The sequence below is a fragment of the Mesorhizobium sp. 113-3-9 genome, assembly GCF_016756515.1.
GTDB lineage: Bacteria > Pseudomonadota > Alphaproteobacteria > Rhizobiales > Rhizobiaceae > Mesorhizobium.
Genome location: NZ_AP023246.1, coordinates 2,033,921 through 2,055,366, shown reverse-complemented (window position 1 = coordinate 2,055,366; position 21,446 = coordinate 2,033,921). Strand labels below are relative to the sequence as shown.

General features: G+C 62.9%; 18 protein-coding genes. 3 read left to right on the top strand and 15 right to left on the bottom strand.

From position 1 onward, the window contains the following. Positions 1 to 61: 61 nt before the first annotated feature. Entirely contained in the window at positions 62 to 1,867 is a 1,806-nt protein-coding gene (locus MesoLj_RS09935) for an MORN repeat-containing protein (RefSeq protein ID WP_244735335.1), read from the bottom strand. Positions 1,868 to 2,038: 171 nt separating this feature from the next. After that, complete coding sequence (locus MesoLj_RS09930; RefSeq protein ID WP_140772095.1) at positions 2,039 to 3,133, bottom strand: trypsin-like serine peptidase; 1,095 nt, start codon at positions 3,131 to 3,133, stop codon at positions 2,039 to 2,041. A 400-nt stretch (positions 3,134 to 3,533) separates the two neighbouring features. On the opposite strand from MesoLj_RS09930, the gene MesoLj_RS09925 reads away from it, so the two are divergent. Further along, complete coding sequence (locus tag MesoLj_RS09925; RefSeq protein WP_202325881.1) at positions 3,534 to 4,631, top strand: serine protease; 1,098 nt, start codon at positions 3,534 to 3,536, stop codon at positions 4,629 to 4,631. A gap of 91 nt (positions 4,632 to 4,722) precedes the next feature. Here the strand turns inward: MesoLj_RS09925 and mgrA are convergent, their stop codons facing one another. From mgrA to MesoLj_RS09890, 7 genes are all read right to left on the bottom strand, one after another. After that, on the bottom strand, positions 4,723 to 5,769 hold the full coding sequence (gene mgrA / locus MesoLj_RS09920) for an L-glyceraldehyde 3-phosphate reductase (protein ID WP_202325880.1): 1,047 nt from the start codon (positions 5,767 to 5,769) through the stop codon (positions 4,723 to 4,725). A 135-nt stretch (positions 5,770 to 5,904) separates the two neighbouring features. Beyond that, positions 5,905 to 7,047 carry a Gfo/Idh/MocA family protein gene (locus tag MesoLj_RS09915; RefSeq protein WP_202325879.1) on the bottom strand — a complete coding sequence of 381 codons (1,143 nt, stop codon included), beginning with the start codon at positions 7,045 to 7,047 and terminating at the stop codon, positions 5,905 to 5,907. An 11-nt stretch (positions 7,048 to 7,058) separates the two neighbouring features. After that, a complete protein-coding gene (locus MesoLj_RS09910; protein WP_202325878.1) occupies positions 7,059 to 7,805 on the bottom strand; it encodes a sugar phosphate isomerase/epimerase family protein in 747 nt (248 codons plus the stop codon). Between the two features lie 51 nt (positions 7,806 to 7,856). Beyond that, positions 7,857 to 8,960 carry an ABC transporter ATP-binding protein gene (locus MesoLj_RS09905; RefSeq protein ID WP_140772105.1) on the bottom strand — a complete coding sequence of 368 codons (1,104 nt, stop codon included), beginning with the start codon at positions 8,958 to 8,960 and terminating at the stop codon, positions 7,857 to 7,859. A gap of 2 nt (positions 8,961 to 8,962) precedes the next feature. Then, positions 8,963 to 9,898, bottom strand: coding sequence for a carbohydrate ABC transporter permease (locus MesoLj_RS09900; protein WP_202325877.1), 936 nt, complete (start codon positions 9,896 to 9,898; stop codon positions 8,963 to 8,965). Then, on the bottom strand, positions 9,891 to 10,784 hold the full coding sequence (locus MesoLj_RS09895) for a carbohydrate ABC transporter permease (protein WP_202325876.1): 894 nt from the start codon (positions 10,782 to 10,784) through the stop codon (positions 9,891 to 9,893). Before MesoLj_RS09895 ends, MesoLj_RS09900 begins: the two co-directional genes overlap by 8 nt. Positions 10,785 to 10,866: 82 nt before the next feature. Beyond that, on the bottom strand, positions 10,867 to 12,105 hold the full coding sequence (locus MesoLj_RS09890; RefSeq protein WP_172348537.1) for an ABC transporter substrate-binding protein: 1,239 nt from the start codon (positions 12,103 to 12,105) through the stop codon (positions 10,867 to 10,869). Positions 12,106 to 12,500: 395 nt separating this feature from the next. Between MesoLj_RS09890 and MesoLj_RS09885 the strand changes: the two genes are divergently transcribed. Next, positions 12,501 to 13,544: a LacI family transcriptional regulator gene (locus MesoLj_RS09885; RefSeq protein WP_140772113.1), complete on the top strand. Its 1,044-nt coding sequence runs from the start codon at positions 12,501 to 12,503 to the stop codon at positions 13,542 to 13,544. Between the two features lie 58 nt (positions 13,545 to 13,602). On the opposite strand, the gene gndA is transcribed toward MesoLj_RS09885, so the two are convergent. The 6 genes from gndA to MesoLj_RS09855 form a co-directional block, all read right to left on the bottom strand. Then, positions 13,603 to 15,030, bottom strand: coding sequence for an NADP-dependent phosphogluconate dehydrogenase (gene gndA, locus MesoLj_RS09880; protein WP_140772115.1), 1,428 nt, complete (start codon positions 15,028 to 15,030; stop codon positions 13,603 to 13,605). A gap of 182 nt (positions 15,031 to 15,212) precedes the next feature. Then, a complete protein-coding gene (locus MesoLj_RS09875; RefSeq protein ID WP_202327233.1) occupies positions 15,213 to 16,820 on the bottom strand; it encodes a copper resistance CopC/CopD family protein in 1,608 nt (535 codons plus the stop codon). 74 nt (positions 16,821 to 16,894) lie between these two features. Further along, positions 16,895 to 17,413 (bottom strand): YcnI family copper-binding membrane protein, encoded by a 519-nt coding sequence (locus MesoLj_RS09870; protein WP_140772119.1) that lies wholly within the window; start codon positions 17,411 to 17,413, stop codon positions 16,895 to 16,897. 38 nt (positions 17,414 to 17,451) lie between these two features. Continuing rightward, positions 17,452 to 17,988 carry a copper chaperone PCu(A)C gene (locus tag MesoLj_RS09865; protein WP_202325875.1) on the bottom strand — a complete coding sequence of 179 codons (537 nt, stop codon included), beginning with the start codon at positions 17,986 to 17,988 and terminating at the stop codon, positions 17,452 to 17,454. A 96-nt stretch (positions 17,989 to 18,084) separates the two neighbouring features. Next, on the bottom strand, positions 18,085 to 18,441 hold the full coding sequence (locus tag MesoLj_RS09860) for a DUF2946 family protein (RefSeq protein WP_140772799.1): 357 nt from the start codon (positions 18,439 to 18,441) through the stop codon (positions 18,085 to 18,087). Between the two features lie 257 nt (positions 18,442 to 18,698). Beyond that, a complete protein-coding gene (locus MesoLj_RS09855; protein ID WP_140772122.1) occupies positions 18,699 to 19,601 on the bottom strand; it encodes a GntR family transcriptional regulator in 903 nt (300 codons plus the stop codon). A gap of 253 nt (positions 19,602 to 19,854) precedes the next feature. Here MesoLj_RS09855 and MesoLj_RS09850 point away from each other — a divergent pair, with 253 nt between their 5' ends. After that, entirely contained in the window at positions 19,855 to 21,360 is a 1,506-nt protein-coding gene (locus MesoLj_RS09850) for a UxaA family hydrolase (RefSeq protein WP_202325874.1), read from the top strand. Positions 21,361 to 21,446 lie beyond the last annotated feature (86 nt).

The window sequence follows — 21,446 nt, the reverse complement described above, 5'->3', positions numbered from 1 at the left end:
AGCACCGGAAGCGCAGGTATCAGCCATTTGCAGGCCGGCATCACCTGAATATCGACATACCTTAGCAACTGCCCATCTGGCGGGGCAGATAGCACGCCGCTGGTTCGGTCCTGGTCTCGAACAGCGACTGCTTCGGCCGGAAATAGAAGAAGGTCACCGGCTTGCTCTCGCGCACGCTGCCGTCGGCAAAATGCGCGGCGATGCTGAAACGATGGATCGACGACATCGCCGACCACATCTTCAGCCGCGCCGTGTAGGCGCTGACATTCTTGTTGCCGCGCACTGGCATGGCGATCGTGTAGTCATGCTTGCCGATCGGGAATTCGATGTTCTGGTAGCGCATCGCTTCCGGGTTGCCGCCACCGCCATCACCGCATTCGGCCATCGATTCGGGAATCTCGAAGACCGCCATGGTCATCTGGGCACGGAAGGGCTCGCTCTGCTGGAAGACTTTGCCCTGATCGTCGGCCCAGGAATAATCGAACTTGCCGATCGCGTTCAGCGTCATCGCCTGGTTGAAATTGCCGAGATAGTCGCCGACTTCGCCGAACTTGACCTTGTTGGCGAGCTGGCTGCGGCAGACGTTCAGGCTGTCGGCCGAGGGGCAGGAAAAACGCCCTGTCTCCAGGCTGGCCGTATCGACGCCGGCCTCGTCGAGCACGCTCTTGATCGACACGTCGACGCCCTCGCCGAAGCCGCCGATGTCCTTGGTGAACATGCGGCTTGGCTGGCCGGTCGGGTTGCCCTCCTCGTCCACGGCGGTGAACTGGATCGACATCTTCATGTCCTTGGCATCGCCCCAGCCATTGTTGATGATCGAGAAATCCGGCCTGAAGCCGATGCAGCCGAAATGTTCCGAGATCGACAGCATCGGCTTGCGATAGGCGTCGCTGGCGGCGACCTTCATTTCCAGACTGTCGAGCTTGACCCTGGACTGATCCTTGGTGCCGAGGTCGACTTCGGCAAAGGCCGGGCTATTCTCCCAGTCCGGACCGTCATAGACATTGCTGGTCCTGACCTGCCCGGTGCCGTTCCAGGCATCGTTGTAGAGGTTGTCCTCCGGATAGATCGCGATGTCCTCGTCGCGCACCAGATGCTGGTATTTCAAGTCGGCCTGCTGGGTCATGCGCTGATCGACCACAACGCCGATCTCGACCTTGTCGGCGTCGCCGCCACCCGCCTGCGCCTTGAGCAGGCCGCCGAGCCTGGCATCGGCCAGCACGTCGGGACGCGAGCCTCCGACCTCCTTGCCCATTACCCACTGCGATGTATAGACCGTGCCGCCGGCGAGCCGTGTGGTGCCTTTGCCGTTCTTCAATCCATCGACAAAAGAGCCGGCAAAGATCTCGCCGGTTTTCGACAGCAACCGGCCCCCGCCATTCGGGACGCCGCCAACGAATTGGCCCTCATAGCGGTTGCCGTCTGCATCGACACGAATGCCCTGCCCGTTGAGTACCCCGGCGGACCAGTGCCCCTCGAACACCTCGCCCGAGCGCAGGTCGAGTCGGCCCTGCCCATCGGGGCGGCCGTTTCTGACGTCGCCGAAAAAGCTGGAATAGACCGTCTTCGGGTCATAGCTCGCCGAGCCGCGCACCCGCCACACCAACCTGCCCTTGCCGTTGACGGTGCCGTCTTCGGCTATCGTCCGGTCGGGCGACTGGCCGGCCGCCGGCTCCCAGACGAAATCGAGGTTCTTCTCCGGATGGAAATCCCAGACACGCACGGTCCTGCGCAGCACGGAGCGTGTGTCGGCCTGATAGAGGATCTGCACCCGCTCCGCCCAGGTACCGCCGATAGGGGCGGGATCGGCAAAAGCCGTCGAAAGCATCAACGCGCCCAGCATCGATGCGGCCACGACCCCGAACATTGCCCTTGCCCGCGCCATCCCCTTGAACCCCCTGGATGCCTCGCCCCCTTGGCAGGCCAAGCGTAGTCGGCGAGCCTGCCTCGTGCAAGAGAAGCCCGTGCTGAACGATCGGCACGAAAAAAGGCGACGGGATTGATCCGCCGCCTCTTTTCGCAACCGCGCGAGCGCGTGTTATTTATACAGGCTGTTGATCCACTGGACGTTTGCGGCGTTCAGGCGCACGGCGGTATTCGCGTCGGGGCTTTCCGCCACGTTGACGCCGGTGATGATGCGCTGCTTGGAATTGGTGTCATAGGCATAGACCGAGCTGCCGCTCGACCCCGGGAACGTATCGCAGTCATACTGGAAATATTCCGGAGCGATGTTCTCGGCATGCACTTCGCAACTTGTCTTCCACATCGTGCCCATCGGCTTGTCGCCGGGGTAGCCGACGAGATTGGCGGTGAAGTCACCGAGATCGTCATAGTTGGAATAGCCAAGCCAGCCAAGGTTGGTGCCGACATCCTGCTTCAGCGTGATGATGCCCAGGTCCCACGGGATCACCGAGCCGTAATAGCCCTGGTAGTTGTCGATGAAGCCCTGCAGCACATAGGCGCTTTCATAGCTGAAGGCACCGAAGGGTGCGTCGTCGGCAGTGCTTCCATTGAGGCCCGGCACGAACAGATATTCCGAGAGCCAGTCCTTGTCCTCATGGCTGTAGAGGCAGTGCGCCGCGGTGAGCACCGTGCGCGGGCCAATCAGCGTTGCCGAGCAGCTGCCATAGCTGCCGGTCTTCGGCGACTTGGCTTCGAGATAGCCGATTGCCGAGAACGGATAGGTCTTGGTGTTCTTGACCTGCTCGCGATCATCGGGGCCGAAAACCTGACGGCCGGCTTCGCCCTCGCCGAGCCCGGGGTCTTCGGTCTTGCGCTGGACCCCATCCGCTCCATTGGCCGGAGCGTTCAGTTCCTTGATGATGAGATCGCGCAGAGCTTCGCTCGGCTCGATCTTGATCTCCTTGCCATCGGCGGACCGTCCGACGATGCCATAGGATTTGACAGCCGTCGCCTCGTCGGCAAGCGGCGCGGCGCGGCTGTCTTCGTCGGTAAGCTTCGGCGTGGTGATCGGTTTTGCCCGACCGGCCTTGAAGTCGCCTGAAGATACATCCCGCATACTTTCGCCATTGCCGGCACTGGCGGAGCCAGGATCGGCGGCGAAGACCGGGACCGTCCACATTGCGGTGGAAAGCAATGCGGACGCTATCATAAGGTTTGTCAGTTTTGTCATGGTGAGACTCTCCCAAAAGTCAGCAAGGACTGGATCAAAATACAGAAATATTGTCGAGATCGTGGTGACGCCGAAAAATGAGTTTGCTCGCCGGCATCCCCTGCGAGCGTTCTTCTAGGCTGTCATTTTCAAGGCCCCCGCCAAAAAAATTCTGCACGGGTATATTGCCTAAAATAATCCAAGATTGGCAATGACAAATCGCTTCCACGTAGCCCGTGGGGGGCTATAGGGTTTTGTGCGGGTTCTGCTCGCGGGCACGGTTAGCAAAAGTGGGATTCGGTTTTGTGACCGATCGCGCACCGTTTCGATGCGGCGCGCGTGCGGATCGTTGAACCGGCAACACCTCCTTGCACAATGCCCGGCGTCGATCCGCACGGGAGAAATGTCTCAGGAGGTTCAGGTGCACATCACAAATCGGTTCGGGCCAATCGCTGCCGCATCGCTGCTTGGCGTTGCTGCCGCCGTTGCATTCATCAACACCGTTCGGGCGGACGAGAGCACCGTCAGGCCGGAAGCGGCCGTCTCGCCGATGCAGCGGGTGACCGATGCCAGGGCCAAGGCAGCGGCGGAGAACCCCGACGGCGCCGACCGCGTCTATGGCGGCAACCAGGCCGAAAAGGGCGCCTATCCGTTCCAGGTCGCGCTGCTCACCACCGCCAGGCTGGACGAGAACCCGGCTTCGCAGGCCAATGCGCAATTCTGCGGCGGCAGCCTGATCGCGCCGCAATGGGTGCTGACGGCGGCGCACTGCCTCAACGACAAGGGCGAGCCGATCTCGCCGGACTCGGTCACGGTACTGACCGGTGCCACCGACCTCAGCGAAGGCAAGCGCCATAAAGTGGTGGAGGTCATCGTCAACGAGGGTTACAGCGAGCAGACGCTCGACAACGACCTCGGCCTGCTCCGGCTTGCCGAGCCGGCCGACGCGCCGACCATCAAGCTTGCCCGCGAATCGACCCCCGACAACGGCAAGACCACCGTAACCGGCTGGGGCAAGATGCAGGACGGAACGTTCCCGACCACGCTGATGGTCGCCGATCTCGATCTGCAGCCGAACAGTGCCTGCAACAGCGGCATCAAGGCCATCTACGCGCATGACCTGAAGGCGGCACTTGGCGATCTGTCCCATCGCATGCGCTATTCCGAAAAGGGCATCGATGCCGCCGCCAATGCGATCGCCGCCGACATGACCGATCCGTTGACCGGCAACATGATCTGCGCCGGTACCACCAGTGGTGTGCGTGATGCCTGCAATGGCGACAGCGGCGGCCCGCTGTTCATGACCGGCGCCGACGGCCCGGTCCAGGTCGGTGTCGTCAGCTGGGGCGAAGGCCCGGCCGACGGCAGCGCGGCCTGCGGCCACAAGGACGCCTATGGCATCTACACGCGGCTGGCCAACTACAGCGGCTGGATCGAGGCGAAGATGAAGACCCCTGCTCCCGCGCCGGCAAAGCCGAAGGCAGGGCTGGGTACAGCCCAGAAACCGGCAACGCCCTGAAGCCCCGCTATTTGCGTCCACGTGAAAACGGCGGGACATGTCCCGCCGTTTTGTTTGCCGGCTTGCCAGGCGAGCCCATCTCCTGGCGAGCCTACTTTCTCGCGGGGCCTTTGCGCTCGGCGGAGGCCGCCCACAGATTGATGTCGGATTCGCGCGCGTAGCCATCGATCTCAGCCAATTCGGCGTCGCTGAAGTCAAGCACCTTCAGCGCGCCAACGCAGTCCTCGACCTGTTCCGGCCGGCTGGCGCCGATCAGTGCCGACGTTACCTTGCCCTTGCGCAGCACCCAGGCCAGCGCCATCTGCGCCAGCGTCTGGCCGCGCTTGCCGGCAATGACGTTGAGCGCCTTGATGTTGGCGATGGTCTTGTCATTGATGAAAGCTGTCTTCAGCGACTTGCCCTGCGTGGCGCGGCTGCCCTCGGGGATACCACCGAGATATTTGTCGGTCAGCATACCCTGGGCCAACGGCGAGAACACGATCGAGCCGACGCCGAGCCCTTCCAGCGTGTCGAGCAACCCATCTTCCTCGACCCAGCGGTTCAGCATCGAATAGCTCGGCTGGTGAATGACACAGGGTGTGCCGAGCTGCCTTAATATGTCCGCGGCCTCGCGGGTGCGTTGCGAGTTGTAGGACGAGATGCCGGCATAGAGCGCCTTGCCTGAGCGCACCGCATGGTCGAGCGCCCCCATGGTTTCCTCGAGCGGCGTGTCGGGATCGAAGCGGTGCGAATAGAAGATGTCGACATAGTCGAGCCCCATCCGCTTCAGGCTCTGGTCGAGGCTGGCCAGCATGTATTTGCGCCCGCCCCATTCGCCGTAGGGCCCGGCCCACATTTCATAGCCTGCCTTGGTCGAGATGATCAGCTCGTCCCGGTAGCCGGCGAAATCGGTGCGCAGGATTTCGCCGAAGGCGGTCTCGGCCGAACCGGGCGGCGGCCCGTAATTGTTGGCGAGGTCGAAATGGGTGATGCCGAGATCGAACGCCTTGCGGACGATCGCCTGCTTGGTCTGGTGCGGCGTGTCGTTGCCGAAATTGTGCCACAGACCGAGCGAGATCGCCGGCAGCTTGAGGCCGGACCGTCCGCAACGGTTGTAGATCATTTTTTCATAGCGATTTTCGGCGGCGACATAGGGCATGGGAAATCCTCGGATTTGAAAAAGGACGGGCACGGCAATTGCGTGCGCAATGGCCAAGCCCAGCGCCCCACCCTTTAGCCTCTCCCCGAGCAAACGGGGAGAGGGGCACCCAAAATTATCGATAATCCTTGCGGCCTACTTCTTCTTCGCCAGCAGCTCCTTGGCTGCCTTGACGCCAAGCGCGGCCGGCCTGTCGCAAGTCGTCTGCATGACGACGAACTTGCCGGTTTCGCCGGAGCGCAGGATACCGGTCATGACATCGACGGCATGCAGCGCCAGTTCCATCGAACAGCGGTGCGGCCGCCCCTCGACGATCGCCAGCGCCATATCGGCGAGGCCTGACGTGCGATAATTGGCCATCATGCCCTGGCCGTGCATTTCATTCGGGACGCCAAGCGGGTGCTTCCATTTCGGCAGCTTCTTGACCGGCTTGCCCTCCTCGGTGAAGCGTACATCGCCGCCGAAAAAGTTCGGATCCGGCACGAACACCGTGCCCGCCTCGCCATAGAGCTCCATCGGCGCGTGGCCATGGGCCCATACATCCCAGCTGGTGTTGAGCGTCACCACGGCACCGTTCTCGAATTCCAGAACGGCATGGATAGTGGTCGGCGTGTTGACCGGGATTTTTTCGCCCGCGCGCGGTTTCGATGAAATCGTCCGCTCCTTGGCAGGCGTCGTCGCGAAGGCCGCCACCTGCTTCACCGGCCCGATCAGCTGGATCAGGTTGGTGATGTAGTACGGCCCGATATCGAGCACCGGTCCGGCACCCGGCTGGAAGAAGAAATCCGGGTTGGGGTGCCAGTGTTCCATGCCGTGGCCCATGACATGGCAGGTACCGCTGGTGATCTTGCCGAGCTTCCCCTCATCGATCAGCTCACGCACCAGCTGGTGCGCGCCACCGAGGAAAGTGTCGGGCGCCGAGCCGATGCGCAGCCCCTTCTTCTCGGCGCGTGCCTTGAGATCCTGGCCCTCCTTGAGCGAGAGCACGAACGGCTTTTCCGAATAGACGTGCTTGCCTGCGTCGAGCACCTGTTTCGACACTTCGTAATGCACCGCCGGGATCGTCAGGTTGACGATGATGTCGATGTCGTCGGCCTTGAGCAGGTCCTCGACGGTCTCGGCGCGCAGCTTGAATTCCTTCGCCCGCGCCCTGGCCGCGTCCATGTTGATGTCGGCGCAGGCACGCATCTCGATGCCGCAAAACAGCGGCGCCAGCGAGAAATACGCCTTCGAGATGTTGCCGCAGCCGATAACGCCAATACCCAGTTTCTTTGCCATGGTGATCGGTCCTAGTAGTTCTTGACGGTTGCGATCGAACGTCGGGCGAAACGCTCGATGTCGTTGGGGTTGTCCTGTTCCATGACAAAGTATTCTGCCGCGCTCCTGGCCCGCAGCAGCCTGATCAGGCCTGCCCAGTCGATGGTGCCATGACCGACATCGGACCAGCCGTCCTCATCCAGGCCTTCGCCGGGCCTGGCGATGTCCTTCACATGCACGGCGACGATGCGCTTGCCATGCTTTTCGATCCAGGGCTGTGGATCGGCGCCGCCGCGCACCACCCAGGCGAGGTCCATCTCCCAGCCGATACCGGGGGCGGAAGACAGGATGTGATCCTGCGGCACCGAGCCGTCGGCAAGTGCCTTGAACTCGAAATCATGGTTGTGCCAGGCAAAACCATAACCGGCCTTCGAGGCCGCCTCGCCAACCTTGGCTAGGCGCTCGCCGAAGCCGCGCCAGCCGGCGGCGTCTAACGGCCTGTCCTCCGCCACCAGATAGGGGCAGATCAAGAGCTTGATGCCGAGCGCCTCGGCGATCCTGCGCACGCCGTCGAAATCCTTCTCCAGCGCATCGATGGAGAAATGCCCGGTCGGCATGGAAAGGCCGTTCTTGTCGAGTTCGGCGCGGAAGGCCTTGGGATTTTCATAGACACCGCCGAAGCCTTCGACTTGCGTGTAGCCGAGCTTGCCGAGTGTGGCGAGCACGCCCTCCCAGGGTTGGAAATTGCGGGCGCTGTAAAGTTGGAATGACCAGTTCATCGTCTCTGTCCGTTTGCTTGTGGAGTGTCTTTGGAAGGATGGTTCTGGAAGCTACATACGGTTGCCGGATGGGGTATCGAACAGCGAGGCGCGGGCCGGGTCGAAGCCGATCCGGACCGGGTCGCCGGTGCGCAGCGTCTTTTCCGCCTCGACGCGGAAGGAAAAATTACGGCCGCCGAGCTTTGTCCACACCAGTGTATCGGAGCCCATCGGCTCGACGATCTCAACCGCCGACTCGGCCGTGAATGGCATTGCCTTGGCCGCATCTCCAAAGGCGATGTGCTCGGGCCTGATGCCGAACACGCAGGGCTTGCCGGCGCCGCCGCCATCCTTGTCGAACTCATATCGGTCGAGCCGTATCGAAACGCCATCGGCGGCGAATGCAGGGCTATCGCCCGTTTCCAGTTGACCCTCGATGAAATTCATCGCCGGCGAACCCAGGAACCCGGCGACAAACCGGTTGACCGGCCGGTTGTAGATGGTTTGCGGCGCGTCCAACTGCTGGATGACGCCGCCCTTCATCACCGCGATGCGATCGGCGAGCGTCATCGCCTCGATCTGGTCGTGGGTGACGTAGATCATGGTGTTCTGCAATTTGCGGTGCAAGAGCTTGATCTCGACGCGCAGTTCCGAGCGCAGCTTGGCGTCGAGGTTGGACAGCGGCTCGTCGAACAGGAAGACGTCGACATCGCGCACCAGTGCCCGCCCGATCGCAACGCGCTGGCGCTGGCCGCCGGAAAGCGCGGAGGGCTTGCGTTGCAGCAGCGGCTCGATCTGCAGGATCTCCGCGGCACGCGCGATGCGCCTGGCGATCTCGTCCCTGGGCACGCCCGCGACACGCAGGCCGAAGGACAGGTTCTTCTCCACCGTCATTTGCGGATAGAGCGCATAGGACTGGAACACCATGCCGATGCCGCGATCCTTGGGCTCTTCCCAGGTGACGTTCTTGCCCTTGATGAAGACGCGGCCCTTCGAAATGTCGAGCAGCCCGGCAATGCAGTTGAGCAAGGTCGACTTGCCGCAGCCGGAGGGGCCCAAGAGCACGATGAACTCGCCCTCGGCGATATCGAGATTGAGTGTCTGCAGAACCGACACCGCGCCATAGTTCAGCGACAGGTCCTGGATCGATACGCTGGGGTTTGCGATTTCGGCCATCCTCACCCTTTCACCGCGCCGGCAGCGATGCCACGCACGAAAAGCCTGCCGGAAATGAAGTAGATGACGAGCGGGACCAGTCCGGTCAGGATGGTGGCCGCCATGTTGACGTTGTATTCCTTCACGCCCTGCACCGAATTGACGATGTTGTTGAGCTGCACCGTCATCGGATAGGTGTCGGGGCGCGTGTAGACGACGCCGAACAGGAAGTCGTTCCAGATGCCCGTGACCTGCAGGATGACGGCGACGACGAAGATCGGCAGCGACATCGGCAGCATGATGCGCAGGTAGATGCCCCAGAAACCGGCGCCATCGACACGCGCCGCCCGGAACAATTCCTCCGGCATGGAGGTGAAATAGTTGCGGAACAGAAGCGTTAGGATCGGCATGCCGAAAATCGAGTGGACGACCACCAGTCCGCTGAGGCTGCCATAGAGCCCGATCTCGCGCAGGATGATGACGATCGGATAGATCATCACCTGGTAGGGGATGAAGGCGCCAACGATCAGGATGATGAAGAAGGTGTCGGCGCCCTTGAAGCGCCAGTTGGCCAGGGCGTAGCCGTTTACGGACGCGATCGCGATCGACAGGATCACCGAGGGGACGGTGATGCGAACGGAGTTCCAGAAGCCGCGCGAAAGCCCATCGCAATTGAGGCCGGTGCAGGCCGTCGACCACGCCTTGACCCACGGCTCGAAAGTGATCTCGAGCGGTGGCGAAAAGATATTGCCGAGGCGGATTTCCGGCATGCCCTTGAGCGAGGTGACGATCATCACATAGAGCGGCAAGAGGTAGTAGAGCGCCACGACGATCAGCGTGCCATAGAGAAAGATGTTGCGGCGCGAGAACATGTGGCGCGGCTTCGATCCGCTCGGCCCCGAGGCGTCGGCACGAATGGCGCCGGACGGCGCGGACAGGGAAACGGCATGGTCAGGCACGCTTCCTGCCTCCGAATTCGAGATAGGCCCACGGCACGATGACGATCATCACCGAGAGCAGCATCATGGTCGAGGCGGCAAAGCCCTGGCCGAGATTCTGGGCGAAGAACATGTAGTCGTAGACATATTTTGCCGGCACTTCGGAGGCGATGCCCGGTCCGCCACTGGTCTGGGCGACGACGAGGTCATAGACCTTGACGATGCCCGACGCGATGATGACCAGCGTTGTGATGAAGACCGGCCGCATCATCGGGATGATGATGAACAGATAGGTCTTCCACATCGGTATCCCGTCCACCCGGGCGGCCTTCCAGATATCCTCGTCTATGCCGCGCAGGCCGGCCAGCATCAGGCACATGATGAGCCCGGTGCCTTGCCAGAGCGCCGCGATCGATATGCCGTAGATGACGATGCTGGAATTGTAGAGCGGATCGAAATTGAAGCTCGTCCAGCCAAGGCTTCGTATCACGCCCTGGATTCCGAAATCCGGATTGAGCAGCCATTGCCAGACAAGGCCGGTCACGATGAAGGACAGCGCGAAGGGATAGAGGAAGATGGTGCGAAACGTGTCCTCGAAGCGGATCTTCTGGTCGAGCAGCGCCGCCAGGATGAAACCGATCACCAGCGAGAACACCAGCGAGATCACGCCGTAGATCAGAAGATTCTCGATCGAAACCAGCCAGCGTGGCGTCGCCCACAACCGGTAATACTGGTCGAGGCCGACGAAATTCAGCCGCGGCAGCAGCTTCGAATTGGTGAAGGAATAGAGCACCGTCCACGCCGTGCCGCCGACAAACACCACCAGCGCGGTGAGGATCATCGGGATCGAAGCGATCTTCGCATTGAGGTTGCGAAAAAGCTGGTTCGGGCGTTCGCTCTTGCTCATCTCGCCAGCCGCGTTGAAAGGGGTAAGGTGGTCACTCCCGGTCCTGCGCCTGCAAGACCGGGAGTTGGGAGGATCCGGGCGGTCAGTCAGCCGTGGCGATGATGTCGGCGAAGCGCTTCTGCGCCTCTTCCACGGTCATCTCCGGCTTGGCGAAGAACTCGGAGAACAGGTCCTCCTTCTGCTTCTGGCTGTCCTGCGAAAGCAGCTGGTCGGTCCAGGGGATGACGGCACCCTTGGCCAGGATGGCGAGGCCTTTCTTCATGCAATCGTTGGCTGCGTTGAGGTCGACGTCGCCACGCACCGGCAGCGAGCCTTTCTTGAGATTGAAGGCGACCTGGGTCTTGGGATCGAGCAAGGTCTCGGCCAGCACTTCCTGCGCCTTGGCCTTGTCGCCATCCTTGAGCAACGGGAAGTAGAAGGCATCGCCACCCGTGGCGATGACCTCGTTCAGGCCAAGGCCGGGAAGGCAGGTATAGTCCTTGCCGGCGGTCTTGCCGGCGACCTGGAACTCGCCTTGCGCCCAATCGCCCATGATCTGGCCGCCGGCCTTGCCTGTGATGACCATGTTGGTGGCCTGGTTCCAGTCCTGCACATTGGTGTTCTTGGCCATCTTGCGCGCATCGTCGGCCGCTTTGAACACCTTGGCGACTTCCGGACCGGCCGCGAACTTGGCGTCCTTGTCCTTGTAGACCTTGAGGAAGGTGTCGGTGCCGCCGACCGCGGCAAGCAGCACGTCGAAGGCGCCGGACGACTGCCAAGCCTGCCCGCCCACCGCCAGCGGGACAATGCCTGCCTTCTCCAGCGCCGGCGCGGCCGCCACATACTCATTCCAGTCCTTCGGCACCGGCACGCCGGCCTTCTCGAACGCGGCGTTCGACAGCCACAGCCACTGCCAGGAATGGATGTTGACCGGCACGCAGTAGATCTTGCCGTCGATGGTGCAGCTGTCGAGCAGGCTCTTCGGCCGCACGACCTCGGTCCATTTACCCTTGGTGGCGACATCGGTCAGGTCGCGCATGAGGCCGGCCTGCACCAGTTCCTCCGCTTGCCGTCCGTGATTGAACTGGGTGGCGCCCATCGGGTCGCCGCCGGTGATGCGGCTGATCATGATCGGCCGTGCGGTGCCGCCGGACCCGGCAATCGCGCCGTCGACCCAGTGATTGCCTGTGGCATCGAAGGCTTTGGCGAGTTCCGCGACCGCCGCCGCCTCGCCACCGGAAGTCCACCAATGAGTGACTTCCAGGTCCGTCGCTGCCGCCGGGCCGGCGAACTGCAGCGCGGCCGTTGCCGCCAGCGCGGCGGTCAGAAATTTGTATCGCATTTCGGTTCCTCCCAGAATCTGAAACGTTACAGATTTTCGATACGGCAATTGCGCGGATGGCGCAACCCCAGGCGTAAACCCGACAGGTATTTTTTCGAGCCGCGAATAAAATGCTCCCATCGGCTGCTGCATTGTGCGCCGCAATATGAGCAATCGCAGCGCAAAACAGGCCGTAGGCTCATGAAAATCGGCAAGGAACATGCCGAAATGGCGTTTGACCTTGGATTCTCAAGGGAATTTCACGGCCACCCAAATTCGTCATCGGCGCGACGAGATTGGCAATCTGTAACGTTTCAGTATATTGACGCATTGCCGGGCTTGAAATCGTGCTTCGCGGCAATCGCGAAGATTGCCGGGCCGCCCGGCGACTGCTATGCGCCTGACGGGCGGGACGAATGGACAGACAGCGTACGGACAGGAACGAGGAAGCGTCGGCGCAGGAACGGCCGACGTTGAAGACGCTCGCCTTTATGACCGGGCTTGGCGTCACCACCGTGTCTCGTGCGCTGAAGGACGCGCCGGAGATCGGCGCCGAGACCAGGCGGCGTGTCCAGCTCGTCGCCAAGCAGATCGGCTACCGCCCGAACCGCGCCGGCGTCAGGCTCAGAACCGGCAAGACCAATGTCATCAGTCTTGTGCTGAACACCGAGCACGAGCTCATGAGCTTCGTCTCGGATATCATCTATGGCGTGACCGAGGTCATCGCCGATACGCCCTACCACCTGATCGTCACGCCATACTCGCGCTCGCAGGATCCGCTGGATCCGGTGCGCTATCTGGTCGAGACCGGATCAGCCGACGGCGTCATCATCTCCCGCACGCAGCCGAACGATCCCCGGGCCCGCTACATGCTGGAGCGCGGCATTCCCTTTGCCACGCATGGCCGCACCGACATGGGGCTGGTGCATCCCTATCATGATTTCGACAACTACGCCTTCGCGAACGAGGCTGTGCGCTATCTCGCCGGTAGGGGCCGCAGCCGCCTTGCCCTTGTCACGCCGCCCGTTGGCCTCACCTATTACGGCCATACGGTGAACGGCTTCGTCGATGCCCTGAGCGAAGTCGGCGCCAGCGAGGTGCCGTTCAACACCGTTTCCATCGATCAATCGATCGAACAGATCAGGATGCGGACCGCGCAGTTGATGCGGCGCAAGGACCGGCCGGACGGTTTTGTCAGCAGCGCCGCCGCCGCCACGCTTGCCATCGTGGCCGGCATCGAGGATGCCGGCCTCAAGCTCGGCCGCGACGTCGACGTGGTGTCGAAACAATCCTCGGAGTTGCTGCATTTGTTCCGGCGGGAACTGCTCGTCGTCAACGAGAGCTTCCGGCTGGCCGGCTCCGAGCTTGCCCGCGCCGTGCTCGGCTGGATCGGTGGCGCCGCACCCGGCTCATTGCAGACGCTGAGCAAGCCGAGCGAGGTTCTGCCCTATCGCGGCTGACCTGGCGCGACCTGAGCATCAGCTCAGGCCAAACCGCCATTTACAGGCCGGCCCTGCTTCAGCCAGCCGCGCCGCTGCCCCAGGGACCGTGGAAAGCCCCCTGCTCGCCGATGCGTTCGAAGCCGTGCGCGCCGAAGAAGTCGCGCTGCGCCTGGATCAGGTTCGAGGTGCCGCGGCCCTGGCGATAGCTGTCGAAATAGGCAAGCGCGGAAGACAGCGCCGGCACCGGCGCGCCGGCTTCGGAAGCCCTTGCCACGATACGCCGCAGCGACGGATGCGCCTCCTGCATCAAGCTGATGAAAGCCGGCGCCATCAAAAGGTTGGTCGAAGCGCCGCCGCTGCTGAAGGCTTCTGCCATCGTATCCAGCATCTGCGAACGGATAATGCAGCCGGCGCGCCAGATCTTGGCGATGGTCGGCATCGGCAGGTTCCAGTTGAACTCCTTCGAGGCACCGCTCATCACGGCAAAACCCTGCGCGTAGGCGGCGATCTTGCCGGCGAACAGCGCCAGTTCGAGGTCTTTCAGCAGTGCGTCCTTGTCACCGGAAATCTTCGACACGCCGATAGTGCCATAGGCTTTTTCCGCCGCCAGCCGCTCATCCTTGATCGACGACAGCACGCGCGCCGCCACCGCGGCCTCGATCGCGGTTGCCGGAATGCCGAGCTGCTGTGCCTCGATGACGGACCATTTGCCGGTGCCCTTCTGGCCGGCACGATCGAGGATGATGTCGACCACCGGCTTGCCGGTCTTGGGATCGTCGGCCGCCAGCACCTTGGCGGTGATCTCGATCAGGTAGGAGTTGAGCCGGCCCTTGTTCCAGTTTTCGAAGACCGTGCCGATCTCCTTCGGCCCCATGCCCAGACCATCGCGCAGAATGCCGTAGATCTCGGCGATCATCTGCATGTCGGCATATTCGATGCCGTTGTGGATGGTCTTGACGAAATGCCCGGCGCCATCGGTGCCGAGCCACGCCGCGCACGGTTCGTCCTTGAATTTGGCCGAGATGGCGGTCAGCACCTTCTCGACCCGCTTCCAACTATCTTCCGTGCCGCCGACCATGATCGACGGGCCATGGCGCGCGCCCTCCTCGCCGCCGGACACGCCCATGCCGATGAAGGTCAGGCCCGAGCCGGACAGTTCGGAGAAGCGCCGCATCGTATCGCGGAAATTGGCATTGCCGGCATCGATGACGATGTCGTTGTTGGACAGCACGCCGCGCAAGGCTTCGATCTGTTCGTCGACCGGCTTGCCGGCCAGCACCATGATGATGATCGGACGCGGCGGCCGGATAGCGGCGGCCAGTTCCTCCAGGCTGTAGCAGGGGACAACCATGTTCTTCAGCGCGCCGGCATTCTCGACGAAGGCGTCGGTGCGCGCCCGGGTGCGGTTGAAGACGGCGATGCGGTGCCCGTGTTCGGCGATGTTCAGCGCCAGGTTGGAGCCCATCGTGCCAAGGCCGATCAGGCCGATTTCGGCTTGTTCCATCGTTTCTTCCCTGCTTTCGGATCTTGTTGGTTTGGAGCCGCGATTTGGTGGGATGCCCAGTCTTCCCAAGTTGCCCACTCTTCCCAAGATGATTGACGGCCCTTTCGGGCCGCGTCAACCGCCTCGCCGATTTGTGTTGCAAGCAGGACACTGGACCGCGTCGCAAGCGGCCATATAGACCATCACGGTCTGATGTCCACCGGCGCTTCGATCTTCACCATCTCGAAGTCCGAGACCAGTATGTCGAGGCGCACTGTCCAGCGGCCGGGAATCGGGATGATGAGGTTGTCCACGCGCCAGCTGCCGTCGCCGGGTTTGGTCGCCGCGCGCTTCAGCGGTTCGATGCCGGAATCGGGTTTCGACAGCACCAGCGTCACTTCCTTGGCGTCGAGCGGCCCGAAATCACCGGTCATGATGATCATCGAGGCGGCGACCGAGCCAGCATGGCCCGGCGTGATGCTGAGATCGGCCATCGCCTGCAGGGTGTGGATGTGAACCGAGACCGGCTGCGCCGCCGCGATCGCCAGGGCGCGCGGCGGTGGCGTGAAGCGCCAGCCGGCAGCAACCCCGAAGATTGCCAGTACGATCAGCATTTCGGCGCCGATCGAGCGGGTGAGCCTGCGCTGCACTTCCGTTGATCCCGCCTCGGCCGAGGCGGTGAGCCTCCAGCGATTGATGGCGGCCAGCGTGAACAGGAAGATCAGCAGCACGAGCTTGACCAGCAGCAGCCGGCCATAGGCGGTGTCGATCAGCGCCGAGGGCATCTGCACCTGGATGACGGCCAATACGATCCCGGCTACCGCGAGCATGGCCACGGCAGGCAGGATCGCCCGCGAGAAGCGACGCAGAAAACCGACAGCGTCAGTCGTCCGATGCTTGAGCGCGAGACCGAGCGGCACCAGGGCGCCGGCCCAGAAGGCGATGCCCGCGCCATGCACAAACACCATGGGCCGCGTCAGCCATTGCGGCTCGGCAGCGCTGGCGTGGCCGCTGGCGGCGAGCGCGGCGCCGACACCGGCAAGGCCGGCAAGGGCAAACGGCTTGGCCGCCACACGCGGTCCGGCCAGCGACAGCAGACCGAGTCCCAGCGCGATCAGGGCGACCAGCACCGTCCAGCCAAAGCTGGTGCCCAGCCCGGTCCGCCAGATCACCGGCTGCACCAGATGGGGGAGCGGCGCTCCCAGCGCATCGAGCCCCTGAAAGCCGAGCGACAAGGGCGCCGCCACCAGCCCGCACAGGATCGCCGCCGCGACAAATCGCTGACCGGCGCGGCCATCCCCGGCCAGCCAGGCAAGGGCGAAAGCGCCGCCGACACCGAGGAAAAGGCCCGCATAGAGGAGGATCTTGCCGATCCAGATCGCCGATCGCTGCGGCCAGTCGACCGCCTCGGACACGACGGGCGGCTCGCTTGGCGCGCCGATGGAAAACAAGAGCGAGCCGCCAACCGGATGGCCGTCGGCGGAAATGACACGCCAGCTCAGCACATGCGTGCCGGATTTGAGGGCCTGCGGATTGTCGATCTCGACCGTCTGGTCGCTGAGGCGGAAGGATGTCAGCGCAACCGGCGTGCCGTCGGGCTTCACCAGCGTCAGCACCAGGGGCGAAACCGGCTCGCTGAAGGTCAGCGAAAACTGTGCCGGAGCCTGCATCAGCACCGCACCGTCGGCCGGGTCGGTCTTGATCAGCGCGGCATGGGCAAAGGCCTGATTTGTCGAAGCGATGACAATGAACGCCACGGCCAGCAGCCCGCAGGCGATCCAGCCTACGAGCTTGCCGGTGGTATCGGCCATCCGAAACGGTATTGCGGTCATGCCATGCCATGGGAATGCGGTGCGCTCCGGCAAGCAGAGCGCACCAGGGAAAGTTATTTCTTCGGTGTCAGCTTTATGCCGGGCGCCGGGTTCTCCAGTGCGTCTTCATCCTGCCCGGCTGCCGGGATCTCGATCCAGCGGTCGGTGGCGCCGTCGCATTCCTGCACCACGGGGAAATAGAGCATCTGGCCTACGGGCAGATCCGCCGTCAGCGTCGCGCGGAAGACGAACTCGTCATAGAATTCATCCGGCAGATTGCCGCCGCTCCAGTCGACTTCCTTGACGCCGTCGCTCACCGCCTGACCATAGAGCTGGTAGGATTTTTCATATTTGCCCTTCTTGGTCTGCAGCGTCCAGCCCGGCTTCGGCATAGGCTTCACCGCGATCACCCCTTCTGGAATCTGCACGCGCACGGCGGTCGTGGCCTTGCCGTCGCAGCCATGCGGCACGCGCAGCACTGCCTTGTAGGTCGAGCCGACGGGCGCCTCCTGGGTTTCGAGCGTGATGTGCGCGAAGGCGGCATTCGTCCCCAGCGCGAGAAGCGCGCCAGCCGCCAAAAGATACTTGTTCATGATGGTCCCTCTGATTTCAAAATTCTGGAATTGGCCAGTCAATTGGCGTGGTCGTCCATACCGCCGCCCATGCCCTCCACGGCGAACTCGATATTGACCGTGCCGGCCTTCTCGAAGGTCAGCGTGGCGGCGAATTTCTCGCCTTGCTTGGGTTGCCGCTTCAGGCCGATGAACATCAGGTGATAGCCGCCCGGCGCCAGAGCCACCTTGCCGCCGGCGGGGACATCCAGGCCGCCGGTAACCGGTCGCATGGTCATGACGCCGTCCTTGACGCCCATCTCATGCAGTTCGGCCTTGTCCGAAATGTCGGAGGAAATCGACACGAGCCGGTCCGGCGCGCTGCCATTGTTGATGATGGTGAAATAGCCGCCGGCCACCTTGGCGCCCGCCGGGGTGGCGCGCGACCAGGGATGCTCGATTTCGAGATCGCCGACCTTGAACTCATGCGCCAGGACTGACTGGGCGCCGACGAACATGATCGCAAACGCCAGCGTGACACGGCCGAGATGCTCCCGGAAACGAGATAGAGTGCGGCTGAACAGAGTGCCCGCCGCTATGGGGGAAAAATGGGACATGGTTGCTCCATGAAGTGATGATCGCGCCGTCGCCGGTCGCGAGCCGTTTAATCTTTGGATGGGTGCGCCCGCGAAAGGTTCCGCCGGGCAAGCAGCTCAGGCCGCCAGCGGCGGCGCGCGCGGGTTCGACGGCGAGCGTTCGCGCGCCAAGTCGAGATGAATGCTCGCCGGAAAGACGAAGGCGACCGCTTCAAAGGACAGGCTGCCCAGGGCCAGCCCGGCATTGGCAGGCGGCGCGAAGGCCGATGAAAACATGCCGCAGCCAAGCGAGCAGCAGGCTGGCAGATGGGACGGGTGCTGGTCGCCGCCGGGGAGCTGGGTGGCACCGTCGCGGGTACAGATGACGTTGCCGAAAGCATCGAGCTGCGCGGCATTCGGGCCGGTGCCGAAGGCGAACGCGCCGAGCGTCGACTGGAGCAGCAGCAGACAGGCCGCAACAAGCGCGGCCGGCATGCTCCAGCGTCTCGCCTTCTTGCTCAAATGACTTGCCTGTTCAAACCATCTGCCTCTTCGAGCAGTCCTCGTAAGGATACCTATCACGCAACCGGCGACCGGAAAATCGCCAATTCGAGGCTGCGGCAACGCAGCACGACTGATCCATGTCGCCCAAAGCATGCCCTCGGGCCCGACCCGGGGGTGCGCAGCGGCATTGGGACAATGACACGCATAAAACAGAAATTCGAGCCGCGATGCTGCCTCCCCAACGCGGCTCAGGGTTTTTGCGGCAAACGGCTTTCGGGAATCGAGGTCAGCAATGTCTGGCGCGCCGACTTCAGGTGCTTGCGGCAGGCGGCGTCGACCTTGCCGAGGTCGCGCGACTTGAGCGCCTCGATATAGGCAAGATGCTCACCGACCGCGACTTCATTGCGCTCGCGCTCCTGCGCCTTGTTCCACTGGTAGTGGTAATGGAAGATCATGGCGATGACGTCGTAGAAATCGACGATGAAGCGGTTGCGCGAGGCGCGGTGGATCAGCCGGTGGAAGCGCTCGTCCAGTTCCGAAAACTCGTTGAAGCGCGTGGCGATCTCGCGTGCCAGCTGGCGATGTTCGTCCTCCAGGCGGTCTAGATCGGCCCAGACCGGGCTGTCCTGCGGCAAAGCCGCGAAGGCAGCGGCCGAGCGCAGCTCGAACATCTCGCGGATTTCGGTCAGCTCCAGCGCGAAGGCCCGCGTAAAGCCTTTCAGCACCCAATGGCTGTTGCGGCGCTTCTCGATCAAGCCGAAGCGCGAGAAGCGGATGAGGAACTCGCGCACGCTGGTCGTGCCGACGCCGATCTCACGCGCCAGTTCGAGCTCGTTGATCTGCATGCCGGCTTCGGCGCCGCCCGCGAGCAGCCGCCGCATGAACGATCGCTCGATGATCTCGGCCAGCGTGTCGGTCTCTTCCTCGGGGAAGAAATCGCCGGGTCCGGGGTCCCGCAGCACCGTCTTGGCGCGCTTGTTCCAGGCGATCAGCCCGGTTTCCTCCATGCGTGCCAGGATGCTTCGCACGGTGGTGCGGCTGACCCCGAGCAGCGCGCCCAGTTCCGGCTCCGACGGCAGGCTGCGCGTCTCGTCAAGCAGCCTGAGGCACCTGTTGTAGGCGTCCTTGTAGACGTTGTTGCTCTTCGACATCCCCTGACCCATTCATGCCGGCGCTTGCGGCGGCCGGCTTGAAGCGCAATATGACGTTCCCATGACCCTGAAAAGCAGGAATCGCTTTCGCCGGGTCCGGTCCATTGTTTGCGGCGCCACCATTTGCCTAGGAGCACCCTGTAACGCCGCGAAAAAACAATTGACGCAAAACTGTTTTTTCACGATAAAAGACATTAACTCTTAACAGGCGCGTGTCAATCCGCGCATCCCAGGATCACCCAGGAAACCGCCCGTGAACGTGTCGAACACCATCCTTCTGTCCCCCGCCGACAATGTCGCCGTTGCCAATGGCCGCATCGAGATCGGCACCGTCCTGCCGGGCGGCGCGCTTGCCACCGCCGTCATCGAGCCCGGCCACAAGGTGGCGATCAAGCCTATTGCCGCCGGTGAAGCCGTGGTGAAATATGCCCAGGCGATCGGCCGCGCCACGCAGGACATCGCGCCCGGCGAGCATGTCCATTCGCACAATCTGGTTTTCGAGGCCGGCCGTTTGCCGGTGGTGCCGCCGAGCGAGGCCGAGCACGCGACCGAGACCGATCGCGCTCGCACCTTCATGGGCTACCGCCGCGCCGACGGCCGCGCCGGCACGCGAAACTTCATCGGGATCATCGCCAGCGTCAATTGTTCGGCCACAGTCTGCCATTCGATCGCCGACACGGCCAACCGGACCTTGCTGCCGAAATATCCAGGCATCGACGGTTTCGTGCCCATCGTCCACGGCCAGGGCTGCGGCATGAGCGGCACCGGCGACGGCATGATGGTGCTGCACCGCACGCTCGCCGGTTATGCCCGCCACCCGAATTTCGGCGGCGTGCTGATGGTCGGCCTCGGCTGCGAGGTCAACCAGCTCACCCTTTACGGCCAGAAGGGTGTCGCCGCCGGCAAACGCCACTTCAACATCCAGGACGCCGGCGGATCGCGCAAATCGGTGGAAAAGGCGATGGGCGTGCTGGCCGAGATCGCCGAGGAAGTCGGCCAGTTGAAGCGCGAGCCGATCCCGGTCAGCGAGATCGTCGTGGGCCTGCAATGCGGCGGCTCCGACGGCATGTCGGGCATCACGGCCAATCCGGCGCTGGGTGCTGCGGTGGACATACTGGCCGGCGTCGGCGGCATCGGCATCCTCTCCGAGACCACGGAAATCTACGGCGCCGAACATCTGCTCGCCTATCGCGCGGCGACGCCAGAAATCGCCAAGAAGCTCGATGGCTATGTGAAGTGGTGGGAAGACCATGTCGCCAAGCATGGCGCCTCGATCGACAACAACCCTTCGCCCGGCAACAAGCGCGGCGGCCTCACCACCATCCTGGAAAAGTCGCTGGGCGCGGTCGCCAAGGGGGGCCAGACGCCGCTCAACGGCGTGTTCGGCTATGCCGAAAAGGTCACCGGCAACGGACTGGTGTTCATGGACACTCCCGGCTACGACCCGGTCTCGGCCACCGGCCAGGTTGCGGGTGGCGCCAATGTCATCGTCTTCACCACCGGTCGCGGTTCCTGCTTCGGCTGCCGGCCGACACCTTCGATCAAGGTCGCCACCAACTCCACCATGTATCATCAGATGGAAGAGGACATGGACGTCAATTGCGGCGTCATCGCCTCGGGCGAAAAGACCATCGCCGGCATGGGCCGCGAAATCTTCGAACTGATCGTCGAGACGGCTTCGGGCCGCAAGACCAAGAGCGAGGATTTTGGCTATGGCGACAACGAGTTCGTGCCCTGGCATCTCGGCGCGACGCTCTAACTCTTTGTTTCTGCGCAGTTCCGGACGGAAAACCGCTACACACTTTTCCTGGAATTGCTCAGCATTCACCTGACATGTGGTAGACT